Origin of the sequence: Streptomyces spinosisporus (assembly GCF_022698145.1) — a bacterium.
Lineage (GTDB): Bacteria > Actinomycetota > Actinomycetes > Streptomycetales > Streptomycetaceae > Streptomyces > Streptomyces spinosisporus.
Map to the genome: position 1 here is coordinate 377,735 of NZ_JALDAX010000002.1, position 16,404 is coordinate 394,138.

The window sequence follows — 16,404 nt, forward strand, 5'->3', positions numbered from 1 at the left end:
GCGTACTGGGGAGGACGGGTTGAGGCCGGGCGGGGTTCCGGTGCGGTCAGGGCTTCTTGCCGCCGCCGTGCCCGCGGCCGGGGTTGTCACCGGAGTTGCCCCGGCCCGGGGCGCCGCTCGTCGCGGTGGGGTCCGGAGCCGGGGCGGTGCTCACGGAGGACGACGCACGGGACGAGGGGGTACGGACTCCACCACCCGTCGCCGTCGGACCGGCCGTCGGGACAGCCGCCGACGCCGCACTGGTCGACGCCCCGCCGCCCGAGGTCGCCGGGGTGCTCGCGGGGGTTCCGACGGACGAGGCCGGATCGCTGGGCACGGCGTCCGGGGCCGTCCGCCCCGAGCGTTTGTCCGTGCCGTCACCCCCGTCCGACGACGCCCCCGACAGAAAGAACCCGGCGATCACCGCCGCGAGGGACAGGGCGCCCACCGCGCCGACGGCGGCGGCCGCCCGCGGCGAGCGCCGGGCGCCGCGCCCGTGCCGGGAGGGCCGGCGCCGACCGCCGGGCGGCGCCTCGTCAGCCACCCGCGGCAGCCGGGCCGTCGCGTCGAACGCGCCGTCCTCCCAGCCGTGTGCCGCCGCGGGGTCCGCGTAACCCTCGTACGCGGGAGACGACTCGGAGCGCGGGTGGTACACGTTCGGCGGCCCCTGGGGGTCACCCTCCGGGAGGTACGCGGACCCTTCCTCGTACGCCCCCACGCCGCGCTCGGCTGATCCGGACATGGCAGGGCAGTGTAGGGATGCAGGAGACCCCTCGGACAGTTACCGCCGATAACACCCGAAAACACCCCGTCTCAAGTGGCGGATAACACGGCCCAGGATGGGCGAGCGGACCGTAAGCTCCCAGGCATGCAGGTGATCCAGTCGACCAAGCTCGCCAACGTCTGTTACGAGATCCGGGGGCCGGTGCTCGAGGAGGCGATGCGGCTGGAGGCGGCCGGGCACCGCATCCTGAAGCTGAACACCGGCAACCCGGCGGCGTTCGGCTTCGAGTGTCCGCCCGAGATCCTGGAGGACATCCTCCGGAACGTGTCGTCGGCCCACGGGTACGGCGACGCGAAGGGACTGCTGGCCGCACGCCGGGCCGTCGTCATGCACAACCAGACCCTCGGCATCGAGACGGACGTCGAGCACGTCTTCATCGGCAACGGCGTCTCCGAGCTGATCGTGATGGCCATGCAGGGCCTGCTCGACGACGGCGACGAGGTGCTCGTACCGGCCCCGGACTATCCGCTGTGGACCGCCGCCGTCTCCCTCTCCGGCGGCACCGCCGTGCACTACCGCTGCGACGAGCAGTCCGACTGGATGCCCGACCTCGCGGACGTCGAGCGCAAGGTCACCGACCGCACCAAGGCCATCGTCATCATCAACCCCAACAACCCGACGGGTGCCGTCTACGACGAGGCGATGATCAAGGGCCTGACCGACATCGCCCGCCGCCACAACCTGCTGGTCTGCTCGGACGAGATCTACGACAAGATCCTCTACGACGACGCCACCCACACCCCGACGGCGAAGGTCGCCCCGGACCTGCTCACCCTCACCTTCAACGGCATGTCGAAGGCGTACCGGGTGGCGGGCTACCGCGTCGGCTGGATGGCGATCTCCGGCCCGCGCGCCCACGCGGACTCCTACATCGAGGGCCTGACCATCCTGGCCAACATGCGCCTGTGCGCGAACATGCCGGGCCAGCACGGCGTCGTCGCAGCCCTGAGCGGACGCCAGACGATCAACGAACTGGTCCTCCCGGGCGGGCGCCTGAAGGAGCAGCGGGACGTCGCCTACGAACTGCTGACCCAGATCCCGGGCGTGACCTGCGTACGGCCGAAGGGCGCGCTGTATCTCTTCCCGCGCCTCGACCCCAAGGTCTTCAAGATCAAGGACGACCGGCGGATGGTCCTGGACCTGCTGCGGCGCGAGAAGATCATGGTCGTGCAGGGCACCGGGTTCAACTGGCCCGAGCCCGACCACTTCCGCGTCGTGACCCTGCCGACGGTAGGGGACCTGCGCGACGCGATCACCCGGATCGGCAACTTCCTGGACGGCTACGGCCAGCCGTAGGACAGCCACAGACCAGCCACAGACCAGCCACAGACCAGCCGCAGGCCGGCCGCCCGTAGATCTTTTCACTTCGCTCAACTTTAGACGGAATCTAAGCTAGGATGGTTTCCTGACAGCACAGGAGGCCATCCATGTACGAACCGATCCGCACCAAGTCGGTCCACAGCACGATGGCCGGCACCACCTCCGACTTCCCCCACCGGTCCCGCGAGGAGGAGCTGGACATCCAGCTCGCGGGTCATCTCGCGGCCCTGCTCGCCGTCACGGACGAGCTGCGCGGAGCCGCCCCGTCCGAGGAGCTGGACACCGCGGCCGAGCGGCTCGCCGCCCAGGTGACCCGGCTGCGCGGAGGACACCCGCCGGTCCGTGCCGTCGCCGGCCAGACCGGCACCACCCAGCTCGCGGGGCTGCACCGGCGCGCGCACGCCCTCGCCGGGCGCGCACTCGTCGTGGCGGCCTCCCGCGCCGACACGGCGGCGGCGATCCTGGCCGCCGAGCAGATGGACGTGCACGCGGCGGCCCTGGAGCCCCGCGAGCTCGCGTCCCGCTGAGCCGCCGGGCTCCGAAGACGGCCCCGGTCCGCGTGCACCCGCAGCGACGCGCGGACCGGGCGCCACGGCGGTCCCGCGGTTCCCGCAGTGGTCGCGGTTTCCGCAGTGGTCGCGGTTTCCCCGATGGCCGGTTGTCCAGGGGCGGGCCGCCCCGCACCGGCGCCGATGTGTACGTTGGCCGAAGATCCGCGCCACGCCTCGTGGCACACGGCCACGGCTGAGGGAAACGAACACATGGCACGCGTCGCCGTCATCACCGCGCCCAACATCGGGTACCGCAACACAGGAATGCTGACCGTCGACCTGGCCTTCGAGACCCTGCGGCGGCGCATGGGCCCCGGGATCGACCCCACCTGGTACACCCTGCACACGCCGGAGACCGTCCCGCTGCGCGCCGCCGCCCGCGGCACCGACCTCCCCTTCCGTTTCCGCTCCCTGCCCGAGCACCTCGACGAGCTGCGCGACCACGACGCCGTCGTCTTCTGGGGCGACTTCCTCCACACACGGCACTACATGGCGCAGGACGCCACCAACCGCCTGACGGACTTCGGGATCGCCGAGGACCGCGACGCCGCCCGCACCCTGCTCCAGCGCACCCTGCTGCTGGCGGACCAGCCCGAGGAACTCCTCGCCCGGACCCTCAGCTACGGCGGCACGATCCTGCACAACTCCCAGTCCGACTACGAGGACAAGGAGTTCGGGCCCCTCTTCACCCGTCTGATGACGCGCAGCCACCGCGTGTGGATGCGCGATCCGCTGTCGGCGGCCAAGATCGCGCTGCTGCGCGGGGACCGTACGAACGAGTACTTCGCCTCGGACGCGGCGCTGCTGTCCCGCCCGGGCGACCTGGACCACCTCCCGGCCACGCAGTGGTCCGAGGAGGTCGCGGACGGCGGCGCGATCGGGGTGTTCCTCGGCGCCCGTACGGCGATCCCCGACTGGCTGCCCGGATTCTGCGAGAGCCTCTCCGCACGCTTCGGCGCCCCGCTGGAATGGCTGCCGTGGTTCGAGCGGGACATCCCCTCCCCGGTCGCGCACCTCGCGCCCCGTCCGGGCGAGCACACCGTCGGCGACCTGCTGCGGGTCCTGCCCCGCTACCGGCTGGTCATCACCGACACCTACCACCTGGGCGTCAACGCGTGGGGCGCGGGCACCCCGGTGGTGTGCGTGGGCGCGCCCGAGCCCGTGCCGAGGACGCACGACGACTACTGGACGCTGAGCGACGTGAAGAAGCACGTCTTCCATCTCGCCTACGACGCCGAGGACTTCTACCTCTCCACGCTGCCCGGCACCCCCGACGCCCTCGAGCGGCGTGCCGACCGGATCGTACGGCTGGTGGAGGGCGGCGGCGCCGAGGCGATCGCGAACCGGCTGCGCGCGCACGCCGAGCAGTCGGCGGCCTCCTTCACCGACACGCTCACGGCGCTGCTGGCCGGCCGGTAGGGAGCGGAAAACGGGCGAGGGCCCGCCGTCGCCCTTCCGTCGGGGCGGACGGGAGGACGGCAGCGGGCCCACAGCCCCGCACGCCGTTGTGCGGAGCCTCGCCGGCGGTCACCGCGGCCGGCCGTGACGATCACTGGTCAGGGCACATCCGTGCCGGCCGCGGAGCTTTCTTCGGGGAGCGGGCTCAGCCCAGGCGCTCGACCAGCGCGCGGTACTGGTCCCACAGCTCCTTCGGGGTGTGGTCGCCGAAGGTGTTGAGGTGCTCGGGGACCAGGGCGGCCTCCTCGCGCCAGACCTCCTTGTCCACGGTGAGGAGGAAGTCCAGGTCGGACTCGGACAGGTCGAGCCCGTCGGTGTCCAGGGCCGCCTTGGTCGGCAGGATGCCGATCGGGGTCTCGACGCCCTTGGCCCTGCCGTCGAGGCGGTCGACGATCCACTTCAGGACGCGGCTGTTCTCGCCGAATCCGGGCCAGACGAACTTGCCTTCGTCGTTCTTGCGGAACCAGTTGACGTAGTAGATCCTCGGGAGCTTCGACTGGTCCTTGTCCTTGGCGACGTCGATCCAGTGGCCCATGTAGTCGCCCATGTTGTAGCCGCAGAACGGCAGCATGGCGAAGGGGTCGCGGCGCAGCTCGCCGACCTTGCCCTCGGCGGCGGCGGTCTTCTCGGAGGCGACGTTCGCGCCGAGGAAGACGCCGTGGTTCCAGTCGAAGGACTCCGTCACCAGCGGGACGGCGGTGGCGCGGCGGCCGCCGAAGAGGATCGCCGAGATCGGCACGCCCTTGGGGTCCTCCCACTCGGGCGCGATGATCGGGCACTGCGCGGCGGGGGTGGTGAAGCGGGCGTTGGGGTGGGCGGCCGGGGTGCCCGACTCGGGCGTCCAGTCGTTGCCCTTCCAGTCGGTGAGGTGGGCCGGGGTCTCCTCGGTCATGCCCTCCCACCACACGTCGCCGTCGTCGGTGAGCGCGACGTTGGTGAAGACGGAGTTGCCCCACAGGGTCTTCATCGCGTTGGCGTTGGTGTGCTCGCCGGTGCCGGGCGCGACGCCGAAGAACCCGGCCTCGGGGTTGATGGCGTAGAGGCGGCCGTCCTCGCCGAAGCGCATCCAGGCGATGTCGTCACCGATCGTCTCGACCGTCCAGCCGCGAACCGTGGGCTCCAGCATGGCGAGGTTGGTCTTGCCGCAGGCGCTCGGGAACGCGGCGGCGACGTACTTCGACTCGCCCTGCGGCGGGGTGAGTTTGAGGACGAGCATGTGCTCGGCCAGCCAGCCCTCGTCGCGCGCCATCACCGACGCGATGCGCAGGGCGTAGCACTTCTTGCCGAGCAGGGCGTTGCCGCCGTAGCCGGAGCCGTAGGACCAGATCTCGCGGTCCTCGGGGAAGTGCGAGATGTACTTGGTGGAGTTGCAGGGCCACGGGACGTCCTGCTCGCCCTCCGCGAGCGGGGCGCCGACGGAGTGGACGGCCTTGACGAAGAAGCCGTCGGTGCCGAGTTCGTCGAGGACGGGCTGTCCCATGCGCGTCATCGTGCGCATGGAGGCCGCGACGTAGGCGGAGTCGGTGATCTCGACGCCGATCGCGGAGAGGTCGGAGCCGAGGGGGCCCATGCAGAACGGGACGACGTACATCGTCCGGCCCCTCATCGAGCCGCGGAAGACGCCCTTCTCGCCGCGGAAGATCTCCCGCATCTCCGCGGGGGCCTTCCAGTGGTTGGTCGGGCCCGCGTCCTCCTCCTTCTCGGAGCAGATGAACGTGCGGTCCTCGACGCGCGCGACGTCGGTCGGGTCGGAGGCCGCGTAGTAGGAGTTGGGGCGCTTGATCGGGTCGAGCTTCTTGAAGGTGCCCTTCGCCACGAGCTCTTCGCACAGTCGCTCGTACTCGGCCTCGGATCCGTCGCACCAGACCACGCTGTCCGGCTGCGTCAGTTCAGCGATCTCGTTCACCCACGAGACCAGTTCCTTGTGGTGGGTGGGAACGACAGAGGGAGCCGCGTTGTCGCGCGCCACGATTGCTCCTAAATGAGGGATTTGTGATTGTGGAGGCCCCGTGGGGGCTGCGGCCCGGATGCCTCGCGGCTGGATCGTCAGCGCTCATCCGGTGCCGACCGCACTCATTTGATCATGCGACGCAGGCGCCCATATGTCCAGAGGGCCTCACAGGTGAGCGGAGTGGGGATCGTCACGCGCCTTTTGTGTGCGGGGCGTTTATTTGCGTGTACGTAGGGTTCGGTTGACCGTCTCTTTGCGTGGTACCGGGACGGTCAACTCCCGTGAGACGATGGCCACTCCTGGCCGGTTCTCAGGCCGCACTCATCTGCAACTTACGGTTCCGTAGGTACGATGCGGTGCATGACAGCGCCCGTCCCCGACGCGCCCTCGGACTCGCCGGCCGCCGGCCGCGGTTCCGACGGACCCTCACTGCCGCACCAGATCAAGCAGCATGCCCAGCACCTCGCCGAGCCGATCAAACCCAAGCTCCGCGGCTGGCTGCACCTCGGCATGTTCCCGGCCGTCCTCGTCTCGGGCCTGGTACTCACCGCCCTCGCCGACTCACCCAGAGGCCGCATCGCCTGCGGGATCTACGTCCTGACGGCCTGCCTCCTGTTCGGCGTGAGCGCGCTGTACCACCGGGGCAACTGGAGCCCGCGCATGGACGGCATCCTGCGCCGCCTCGATCACGCCAACATCTTCCTGATCATCGCCGGCACCTACACCCCCCTGACCATGCTGCTCCTGCCGGGAGCGAAGGGTCAGTGGCTGCTGTGGGGCATCTGGGGCGCGGCCCTGGCGGGCATCGTCTTCCGGGTCTTCTGGGTCGGCGCCCCGCGCTGGCTCTACACGCCCTGCTACATCGCGATGGGCTGGGCGGCCGTCTTCTTCCTTCCGGACTTCATGCGCACGGGCGGCATCGCCGTGCTGGTCCTGGTGATCGTGGGCGGCCTCCTCTACAGCGCGGGCGGCGTGATCTACGGCATCAAGCGACCGAACCCCTCCCCGCGCTGGTTCGGCTTCCACGAGGTCTTCCACTCGTTCACACTCGCCGCGTTCGTCGTCCACTACGTCGGGATCTCGCTGGTGGCGTACCAGCACGCATAGCGTCTCGCAGCACCCCGGGGCCACGGCTTGAGAGCCGTGGCCCTTTCTCATGCGCCCTCACGGCATCAAACCTGCATGCCCGACCCGATTGACAGTACCTATATTTTGAGAGCTACTCTCATTTCATGGCTACTGTCACTCAAGCGGAAGAGACCCGGCGCGACCCCCGCCGCTGGTGGGCCCTCGGCGCCCTGGTCGCGAGCATGCTCACGCTCGGCTTCGACATGACGATCCTCAACGTCGCGCTGCCGACCATGGCCGCCGACCTCGGCGCCACCACCGGTCAGCAGCAGTGGATGGCCGACGCGTACGTCGTCGTCTTCGCGGCCCTGATGCTCCCCGCCGGCCTCCTCGGCGACCGCTTCGGACGCCGCCGCATGCTGATCGCCGGGCTCGGCGTCTTCCTCGCCGGCTCCCTGCTCGGCGCACTGGCCTCCGACGTCGGCTGGGTCATCGCGGCCCGCGCGTTCATGGGCATCGGCGGCGCCCTCGTCACCCCGCTCGCCCTGTCCGTCCTGCCCTCGCTGTTCGGCGACGACGAGCGCACCAAGGCCGTCGGCGTCATCTCCGCCGCCTCCGCACTCGGCCTGCCCCTCGGCCCGATCATCGGCGGCTGGCTGCTGAACCACTTCTGGTGGGGCTCGGTCTTCCTCGTCAACGTCCCGATGGCCGCCGTCGGCATCGCCGCCTGCGTCCTCCTGCTGCCCGAGACCCGCGACCCGGCCTCCCCCAAGGTCGACGCCCTGTCCACCACGCTCACCGCGACCGGCCTCGGCGCCCTCATCTACGCGATCATCGAGGCACCCGAGCGCGGCTGGGGCGACCCCCTGGTCCTGGCCATGTTCGCCGCAGCCGCCGTCCTGATCACCGCACTGGTGCTGCGCGAACGGCGCGAGGCCCGCCCCATGCTCGACATGACACTCCTCGCCCACCGCGGCTTCCTCTTCAACACCCTCGCCGCGACCCTCGTGATGTTCGTCCTGTCCGGCCTGCTGTTCGTGCTGCCCCAGTACCTCCAGGCCGTACTCGGCCACGACGCCCTCGGCACCGGCGTACGCCTGCTGCCGATGATGGGCGGCCTCCTCGTCGCCGCGCGCGGCGCCCAACCGGTCGTCGCCCGCTTCGGCGCACGGGCCGTCGTCAGCGCCGGACTCGTCGTACTCGCCTTCGCCGCACTGCTCGGCAGCCGCACGACCACCGACTCCGGATACGGCTTCACCGCACTGTGGCTCTCCATCACCGGCATCGGCTTCGGCTTCTCCGTCGTACCCGCCATGGACGGCGCGCTCGGCGCCCTGCCCCGCGACCGGGCCGGCAACGGCTCCGGCCTCCTCATGACGCTCCGCCAGGTCGGCGCGGCCATCGGCATCGCCCTGCTCGGCAGCCTGCTGGCCGGCATCTTCCGCGACCGGCTCGACGTCACCGGACTGCCCACCGCAGCGGCGGACACCGCCGGGGACTCCGTCGTCGCCGCCCACCTCGTCGCCGAGAAGGCCCACGCGGCCCACCTCGCGGCCTCCGCGAACAGCGCGTACGTCCACGGCATGGACGTCGTCCTGCTCGTGTCCGGGATCGCCGCCCTGGTCGCGGCCCTGCTGGCAGCGGCCTTCCTGCCCCGGACGGCACCCGCGCCCACCCCCTCCGACGCCGGACCCGACATGGTCCCGCCCACCGCCGATGCCCGACAATGAACCCCATGACGGCCGCACGTTCCCCCCTCTCCCCCACCGACCGCCCCCAACTGGGCCTGCGCGAACGAAAGAAGATCAAGACCAGAGAAGGGATCCGCGCGGCGACCTACGCGCTGATCAAGGAGCAGGGATACGACGCCACCACGATCGAGCAGATCGCCGAGCGCGCCGAGGTGTCGCCGTCGACCGTCTTCCGCTACTTCCCGACCAAGGAGGACATCGTCCTCACCGACGAGTACGACCCCTTGATGCTCGAGGAACTGCGCAACCGGCCCGCCGGCGAGTCATGGCTGGACTCCGTTCGCCACGTGATGCACCTGGCCATCGAGGCGAACAACCGGGAAGACCCCGAGGTGGCCCGGATGCGGGCCCACCTCTCCGTCCAGGTCCCCGCCGTCCGCTCCCGCATGGTCGAGAGCATGTCCGCCACCGGACGCCTGCTGCGCGAGGCCATCGCCGAACGCCACGGCCTCGACCCCGACAGCATCGAGGTCCGCGTCTACGCCATGTCGTTCATCGGCGGCCTGATGGAAGCCTCCATGTACTGGGCGGAGAACGACTTCGAAGGCGAGCTGAGCGACCTCGTCGACCGCGCCCTGGACGTCCTGGAACACGGCCTGCCCACCGAAAACACCTGAGCCCGCCGCCCCCACCCGTGCCATCCTGACCAGGTGAACGGTCCCGAGATCCACGTCGAGTTCGCCCCCGACCTGACCCTGTTCGTCCCCACCCCGCTGCGCCGCGGCGCCGGCGCCGTCACCACCGACGGCGTCTCCAGCCTCGGTCACGTCGTCGAATCGACCGGCGTACCCCTCACCGAGGTCGGCACCCTGTGGGTCAACGGCCGCGAGGTCCCCGCCTCCTACGTCCCCGAGGCGGGCGACCGCGTCCAGGTCCGCCCCGTGGAACGCCCCCAGCACGTCCCCGGCGCCCCCCTCCGCTTCCTCCTCGACGTCCACCTCGGCACCCTCGCCCGACGGCTCCGCCTCCTCGGCGTCGACACCGCCTACGAATCCACCGACATCGGCGACCCCGCCCTCGCCGCCCGCTCCGCCGCCGAACAACGCGTGATGCTCAGCCGCGACCGCGGCCTGCTGCGCCGCCGCGAACTCTGGGCAGGCGCCTACGTCTACAGCACCAGCCCCGAGGCCCAACTCCGCGACATCCTGGAACGCTTCCGCCCCCCACTGCACCCCTGGACCCGCTGCACCGCCTGCAACGGCCTACTGAAGGCCGCCACCAAGGAAGAGGTAGCCGACCAACTCCACGGCGGCACCCACCGCTCCTACGACGTCTTCGCCCAATGCCAGACCTGCGGCCGCGCCTACTGGAAGGGCGCCCACCACGAACAACTGGTGGCCATCGTGGAACGGGCACTGGCGGAGTTCGCGGGCTAGTTGTAGCCGCCGGCGCCCGATGTTCACGCGCGTGTTCTCATGCGTCACCGCAGTATCTCGGTCACCGCAGTACCTCGGTGCTCGAGCCGACCGTGATGACGGTCAGAAGGGGGAGCGCAATGCACAGCGCGACCGCGACGAGAAGCCCGCTCGCCCAGAACGGACCACGGCTCCCGACTTCGGTGCCGAACGTCGCCGCAGCCACGACGGGGCCGACGGCGGCACCCACGTTGAGCGCTGCCGTCGCATACGAACCGGCCATCGTCGGAGCCCCCGCGGCCTCATAGAGGACCCGCGTGATCAGCGTGCTGCCCAGCGCGAACGACAGCGCGCCCTGCGCGAACAAAAGGGTGAACAGGGCGACCGGTTCGTCGGCCAGCACTGCCAGAGTCGGCCAGCCGAGGAGCAGCACCGGGCCCGCGACCGCAATGACCGGGCCCGGACGTCGGTCGGACAGCCGTCCGGCGACCGTAACCCCCACGAAGGAACCGGCGCCGAAGAGCACCAGGGCGACGGAGATCCACAACTGTCCCAGCCCGGCGCTGTCCGTCACCACGGGGCCGAGGAAGGTGAGACTGCCGAAGGTTGCCGCGTTCACCAGCGCGCCGAGCAGCATCACCAGGAGCAACCGGGGCCCGGCGAGCTGGGCGAGCTCCGCTCGAAGCGCCGGCCTGCCGGTCGCCTCGTCCTGGTCACGCCCTGCTGGGATGCCTTTCAGGATGCCGAGAGCGGCAGGCAGGCAGAGGGCGGCGACCGCCCAGAAGGTGGCCCGCCAGCCGAGCGCCGCGCCGAGCACCGACCCACCAGGGACACCGGCGATCGTGGCCACCGTCGTGCCCGACAGCACCACCGCCAGAGCACGTCCCTTCCTGTCGGGCGAAACCAGCCCGGCCGCAGCCGTCAGAGCAACGGCGAGAAATCCCGCGTCGGCCAGCGCGGCGACGACTCGGGTGGCGAACAGGACGGGGAAGCTCGTGGTGACGGCTCCCCAGGCGTGAGCTGCCGCGAAAACGAGCACGAACCCGAGAAGGGCCGGGCGCCGTCGCCAGTTGCGGGCAAGCGCGGCCACCAGGGGTGCGCCGACGATCATGCCGATCGCGAAGGCCGATGTGAGCACGCCTGCTGTCCCGACGCTGACGTCGACATCCGAGGCGATGTCCGGCAAGAGGCCGGCGAGCATGAACTCCGAGGTGCCCATGGCGAAGACGGCCAGGGCAAGCAGGTACAGCGGGAAAGGCATCGAGTGGCTCCGAGGTGAGGAGAGGCACGAGAAGGTCATCTCGTCACCGCGGCCGGCCCCCAGCACGCACGTCCCCGCAGACAGCGGGGCGACGACAGGGCTATGGACTCAGCTCAGGGGGCTGACAGCGTGACTGAAAGCCCCCACCTTGTCCGACTCAGGACTCGACATGGCCCACACGCTACCCCGCCGAAACCCGTCGCAGCACCTTGGTTTCACGGCCATCGGCATGCGTCACCAACGTCCTGTCCTCCTTTCCCCAGGAGGGTTTTCAACCACCCAAGGCGGTGCGCAGGCGCTGCGCGTCCGTGGTCGGGGCGTCGCAGGTGAAGTTGCGGCAGACGTACGCGGTAGGGGTGTCGTCGAGCAGGGGGCGGTCGGTGAGCAGGGGGAACTCGTCGCTGCCCGCCACGCCCACGGCGACCACCGCGCCCGGCGCGCGGCCCAGAAGTGCCGTGCGGTGCAGGGCCGTTGTCGCCTCGTCGTCCGGGCCGTGGCCGACGATCGCCACCTCCTTCGGCCCGTCGAGGAGCGCCTCGGCGACCGCGAGCCCCCAGCCGATGAAGCGCGGCACGCGGGGGCCGAGCGCCTTGACGACGCCCAACGCCCGCTCGGCCGCGGCGCGATGGGGCTGGGCGCCCGTGTGGGCGGCGTAGCCCAGCAGGGCGCCCGCGGCGGCGGACCAGCCGGACGGCGCGGCGTTGTCGGTGGGGTCCTGCGGCCGGCGGATCAACTGCTCGGCGTCGGCGGCGGTGTCGTAGAGGCTGCCGGTCTCCTCGTCCACGAAGCGGGTCAGAACATGGTCGAGCAGGAAGCCCGCGAACTCCAGCCAGACGCCCTCGCCGGTGACGGACGCGAGCGCGAGGAAACCCTCGGCGACATCGGCGTAGTCCTCCAGCACACCGGCGTTGGCGCCCACGCGGCCGTCCTTGCTGGTGCGGGCGAGGCGGGCCTGCTCGTCCAGATGCAGCCGTACGAGAAGGTCGGCGGCGCCGACCGCGGCCTCGACCAGGTCGGGGCGGTCGAAGTAGGCACCGGTCTCGGCGAGCGCGGCGATCGCGAGGCCGTTCCAGGCGGCGACCACCTTGTCGTCGCGGCCCGGGGCCGGGCGGTCGCCGCGGGACCGGAGCATCCGCTCCCTGATCCCCTCGATCCTCTTCGCGTCGAACACGCCCTCGCGCTGCGGCAGTTGCAGCACGGACGCGCCGTGCTCGAAGGTGCCCTGCTCGGTGACCTCGAAGTACTGGGCGGCGAGTTCGGCATCCTCGGCGCCGAGCACCTCGGTCAGCTGCTGCGGCGTCCACACGTAGTACGCGCCCTCGACGTGCCGGCCCGTCCCGTCGTCACTGTCGGCATCGAGCGCGGAGGCGAACCCGCCCTCACCCGTGCGCAGTTCACGCACCATGAAGTCGGCGGTCTCCAGCGCCACGCGACGGGCGAGCTCGGAGCCGGTGGTGCGCCACAGGTGGGCGTAGGCCCTGCAGAGCAGGGCGTTGTCATAGAGCATCTTTTCGAAGTGCGGCACCAGAGGACCACCGGTCCTCGGCGTGAGCACGTACCGGTGAAACCCGCCTCCCACCTGGTCGTACAGGCTTGAACGGGCCATCGCGCCGCACAGCCCCTCCGCCATCTCCAGCGCGGCCACGGAACCGGCCCGCGCGTGGTGGCGCAACAGGAACTCGATCACCATCGACGGCGGGAACTTGGTGTCTCCCTTGAACCAGCCGCTCGCGGGGTCCATGTCCCGAGTCAGGTGGAGGAGGGCCATGGCCTGGGTCTCGTCGGTGGGCGTCCCGGCATCCTTGGTGCTCAGCTCACGCGCGGAAAGGTCCTGAGTGATCTTCTCCGCGACTTCTCCCACCTCCTCCCGCCGGCTCGTCCAGGCGTTGCGCACCCCTTCGAGCACCTGCCGGAAGGACGGCATGCCCTGGCGGGAGGCGGGCGGGAAGTACGTACCGAAGTAGAACGGCTCCCCGTCGGGGGTCATGAACACGGACATGGGCCAGCCGCCCTGCCCGGTGGCCGCCTGCACGGCCTCCATGTAGACGGCGTCGACGTCGGGCCGCTCCTCGCGGTCGACCTTGACGGACACGAAGTGCTCGTTCATGTACGCGGCGGTGTCGTCGTCCTCGAAGGACTCGTGCGCCATGACGTGACACCAGTGGCAAGCGCTGTAGCCGACGCTCAAGAACACGGGGACATCGCGCCGCCGGGCTTCCTCGAACGCGTCGGTGTCCCAGGGCCACCAGTCGACGGGGTTGTCCGCGTGCTGGAGGAGGTACGGGGATGTGGCCTGCGCGAGTCGATTGGGCATGCCCCCATCCTTGCGCACCCACCTCCGCCCTGCCCATGCGCCACGGGGCAGCGTACGAACGATCCGAAAGAGGCATAACCGGATGTGACCGAGGTTCGAAGGCCGGCCACGCTCCGCGAACTCACCTCCCGCTGATGACGTCCTTCTTCGACAGCCAGTCGAACTCAAGGCGTTCCACGATCGGCGCGTGATCGCCCTGCCGTGCCGCGGGCTTGACCGTGACGCCCCTCTTCCCGAGGGCGCACTTCAGAAGCATCCGCTTGTCCGCCATGTCCGCCGCTTCCCACGCCTGGCGAAGGGTGCCGATCTGGGTGAGGGGCGAGAGATCTGTCTCCGCGTCCAACGCCTCAAGAGTCGCGATGGTGCTCTCCATGACGGCGCGTTGCCCTTCGCTCAGCTCCTCGAAGCGTTGCTCGTCCATCTTCCCGTACACGTAGAAGTCGTCTTCGAGCTTCTTCACGCGCTGCTGTACCGCCTCAAGAGCCCTCTGGGCCTCATCCTTCCTCGCCTGCGTTTCGGGGTCCGCGAAGGCGAACCACCGGCGGGCGATCTCGATGACCACCGGGTCACCGGGCTCAAGGGCCGCGATGTGGTCCACCCAAGCCTGTCCGACCGCACAGTCGATGCGGTCGGCGAGGGTGACCACTCCCTGGCAGATCGACTTGCCCCGTGTCTGCCGGACCTCGCATCGGTAGCGTCCACCGCGGTGGCTCATCGAGCCGCCACAGGGTTCGAGTTCGCCCGTGCCGTTCTTGTCCCGCAGCCGCCCGCACCGGTAGCTCCCCGTCCCCAAGTACTTGGCTCCCGGCTTCCCCTTGGCCCACCGCTCGTTGGTCCGCTCTGCGATGAGGGCCTTGATGTGGAACCACTCGCTCGGCGTCACCACTCCCACGCCGCACATGAGGACTTCGCCCTTCTCGTTGCGCAGCGGCTCGCCATATCCCTCCCAACTGTCCAAAGGGTTGCCGTGCTCGTCCGTCCTGCGCCGCCTGACCGGGACCATGCCCGCGAAGAGCGGGGACTGAGCGAGCTTGCTCACCGCCGTGGGCGACCAGGTGGCACCGCTCCGGGTCCGGTACCCCTCCTCATTGAGTTGGTGGGCCGTGTCCTTGGTCGTCTTCTTGTCGAGCAGGAGATCCGCCAGCCTGCGCGCTGTGCCGTATTCGTCAGGATGGGGTTCGACCTTGCCGCTTCCGGGGGCACTGTAGAGACCGAACGGCGGCCTCCCGGTTCCTCTTCGGCCTTCCGCCTTGTGGGCGTCATGGCCGATCTTCACGCGCCTCGCGGTGTCCCTCGCTTCCTCCCTGGCGCGTTCGCTCAGGATCGCGAAGACCATGCGGCCGCCCTGTGACGAGTCCAGCCCTTCGCAAACGGAGACGAGCCGCGACTGCCGGCGGTCGAACTCGTCGAGCATCCGGCCCACCGCCCCCATGCCGCGTCGGTCGAAGCGGTCCGTCTTCCAGACACCGAGCGTCTTGGCCTTGCCGTCCATGATCGCTTGCGTGGCCTTCTCGAACTCCCTGCGCCGCACGTAGGTCTTGGAAGCCGAGAGTTGCTCGAACCAGACGTGCCGGATCTGCAGCCCGTTCGCCTGCGCCCAGCGCACCACGTCTCGCAGATGCCCTCGCAGCGTGGCCAGGTCTTCCCTCTTGTTGCTGCGTCGCAGGTAGGCATCCATCAGGCCGGTCGGATCCGCCGTCACAGGCTTGTGCAACCCCAGGATTTCCAGTTCCTCCGGGCTGAACCCCAACCCGACGAGCGTCGCGTGATCCTCGCGCACCACAACCCCCTCTGTTCCAAGGGGACATGGTAGGAAGAAATGGACCTTGGAGAGCTGGTTTCACAAAGTGGGGCACAACCAGTCACGGTCGAAGCAGTAGCGGACGAAACCGCCGCCGAGCTGGTCATATATGCCGCCGCGTCAGCCTGCTGGGCGGCCCCGCGTACCGGTGAGGTGTACCGCCGGTGGGAGTGGGGTCTTGTGCGGGCAGTTGGTGATGGCCTGGATCAGGAGGGCGGCGAAGCGGCGGGAGGCGGCCAATTGGGTGGTGGGGGAGGTGAGTTGGATGCCCTTGTTGGCCAGGAGCATGAGGATGAGGTCGTCGGGTTCGAAGTCGGGGCGCAGGTGGCCGGTCAGTTTGGCGCGGCGGGCCAGGTCGGCGATGGTGGCGAGGATGCGGTCGCGGCCGGTGACCACGGTGATGGCGCGGGGGTAGGCCGACAGGAAGGCCTCGGTGAAGCCGCGGTCGCGGGCGTGCAGTTCGCAGATGTTCTCGATGACCTGGCACAGGCCGCGCCACGGATCGGGGTCGGCACTGGCCCGGTCGACGATGTCCTGGCAGGCGCGGAGCTGGTCGGCGAAGGCGGCGGTGACCAACGCCTCCTTGGTCGGGAAGTGCCGGTAGAGGGTGGCCGGGCCGACGCCGGCGCGCCGTGCGATCTCCCGGGTCGGGACGGTCAGGCCCTCCTGGGAGAACACGGCGCGTGCCGCCTCCAGGAGCCGGTCCCGGTTGTCCCGGGCGTCCGCCCGCAAAGGGTGGGGTGTGGAGTGAGGCAATTCCTGCGTCATGCTTTTACTTTAGGTTAAACGGACGGGGGCGTCCGTTAGCGTC

13 protein-coding genes are annotated in these 16,404 nt (G+C 70.1%); 7 read left to right on the plus strand and 6 right to left on the minus strand.

Annotated features, from left to right (window positions below; all coding sequences use genetic code 11):
- Positions 1-46: 46 nt before the first annotated feature.
- A complete protein-coding gene (locus MQN93_RS06890) occupies positions 47-721 on the minus strand; it encodes a hypothetical protein (protein WP_242708752.1) in 675 nt (224 codons plus the stop codon).
- Positions 722-847: 126 nt separating this feature from the next.
- Here MQN93_RS06890 and MQN93_RS06895 point away from each other — a divergent pair, with 126 nt between their 5' ends.
- The 3 genes from MQN93_RS06895 (at position 848) to MQN93_RS06905 (ending at position 4,053) form a co-directional block, all read left to right on the plus strand.
- Positions 848-2,059: a pyridoxal phosphate-dependent aminotransferase gene (locus tag MQN93_RS06895; protein WP_016434918.1), complete on the plus strand. Its 1,212-nt coding sequence runs from the start codon at positions 848-850 to the stop codon at positions 2,057-2,059.
- Between the two features lie 131 nt (positions 2,060-2,190).
- Positions 2,191-2,610: an SCO4983 family protein gene (locus tag MQN93_RS06900; protein ID WP_242708753.1), complete on the plus strand. Its 420-nt coding sequence runs from the start codon at positions 2,191-2,193 to the stop codon at positions 2,608-2,610.
- 234 nt (positions 2,611-2,844) lie between these two features.
- Positions 2,845-4,053 carry a polysaccharide pyruvyl transferase family protein gene (locus MQN93_RS06905; RefSeq protein WP_242708754.1) on the plus strand — a complete coding sequence of 403 codons (1,209 nt, stop codon included), beginning with the start codon at positions 2,845-2,847 and terminating at the stop codon, positions 4,051-4,053.
- A 184-nt stretch (positions 4,054-4,237) separates the two neighbouring features.
- On the opposite strand, the gene MQN93_RS06910 is transcribed toward MQN93_RS06905, so the two are convergent.
- Positions 4,238-6,061, minus strand: coding sequence for a phosphoenolpyruvate carboxykinase (GTP) (locus MQN93_RS06910; protein WP_242708755.1), 1,824 nt, complete (start codon positions 6,059-6,061; stop codon positions 4,238-4,240).
- Between the two features lie 342 nt (positions 6,062-6,403).
- On the opposite strand from MQN93_RS06910, the gene trhA reads away from it, so the two are divergent.
- The 4 genes from trhA (at position 6,404) to MQN93_RS06930 (ending at position 10,238) form a co-directional block, all read left to right on the plus strand.
- The gene (gene trhA, locus MQN93_RS06915) at positions 6,404-7,150 is read left to right on the plus strand and encodes a PAQR family membrane homeostasis protein TrhA (RefSeq protein WP_242708756.1); all 747 of its coding nucleotides are present in this window, start codon (positions 6,404-6,406) and stop codon (positions 7,148-7,150) included.
- A gap of 125 nt (positions 7,151-7,275) precedes the next feature.
- Positions 7,276-8,841 (plus strand): MFS transporter, encoded by a 1,566-nt coding sequence (locus tag MQN93_RS06920; protein ID WP_242708757.1) that lies wholly within the window; start codon positions 7,276-7,278, stop codon positions 8,839-8,841.
- Positions 8,842-8,846: 5 nt separating this feature from the next.
- Positions 8,847-9,479: a TetR/AcrR family transcriptional regulator gene (locus MQN93_RS06925; protein WP_078516632.1), complete on the plus strand. Its 633-nt coding sequence runs from the start codon at positions 8,847-8,849 to the stop codon at positions 9,477-9,479.
- A gap of 33 nt (positions 9,480-9,512) precedes the next feature.
- Positions 9,513-10,238 (plus strand): Mut7-C RNAse domain-containing protein, encoded by a 726-nt coding sequence (locus MQN93_RS06930; protein WP_242708758.1) that lies wholly within the window; start codon positions 9,513-9,515, stop codon positions 10,236-10,238.
- Positions 10,239-10,299: 61 nt separating this feature from the next.
- On the opposite strand, the gene MQN93_RS06935 is transcribed toward MQN93_RS06930, so the two are convergent.
- The 4 genes from MQN93_RS06935 to MQN93_RS06950 all read right to left on the minus strand — a co-directional run bounded on the left by MQN93_RS06935 (position 10,300) and on the right by MQN93_RS06950 (position 16,361).
- On the minus strand, positions 10,300-11,478 hold the full coding sequence (locus MQN93_RS06935; protein ID WP_242708759.1) for a Cmx/CmrA family chloramphenicol efflux MFS transporter: 1,179 nt from the start codon (positions 11,476-11,478) through the stop codon (positions 10,300-10,302).
- 271 nt (positions 11,479-11,749) lie between these two features.
- Positions 11,750-13,792: a thioredoxin domain-containing protein gene (locus tag MQN93_RS06940; RefSeq protein WP_242708760.1), complete on the minus strand. Its 2,043-nt coding sequence runs from the start codon at positions 13,790-13,792 to the stop codon at positions 11,750-11,752.
- A 121-nt stretch (positions 13,793-13,913) separates the two neighbouring features.
- Entirely contained in the window at positions 13,914-15,572 is a 1,659-nt protein-coding gene (locus tag MQN93_RS06945; protein WP_242708761.1) for a recombinase family protein, read from the minus strand.
- 141 nt (positions 15,573-15,713) lie between these two features.
- Complete coding sequence (locus MQN93_RS06950) at positions 15,714-16,361, minus strand: TetR/AcrR family transcriptional regulator (protein ID WP_242708762.1); 648 nt, start codon at positions 16,359-16,361, stop codon at positions 15,714-15,716.
- Between the last annotated feature and the right edge of the window lie 43 nt (positions 16,362-16,404).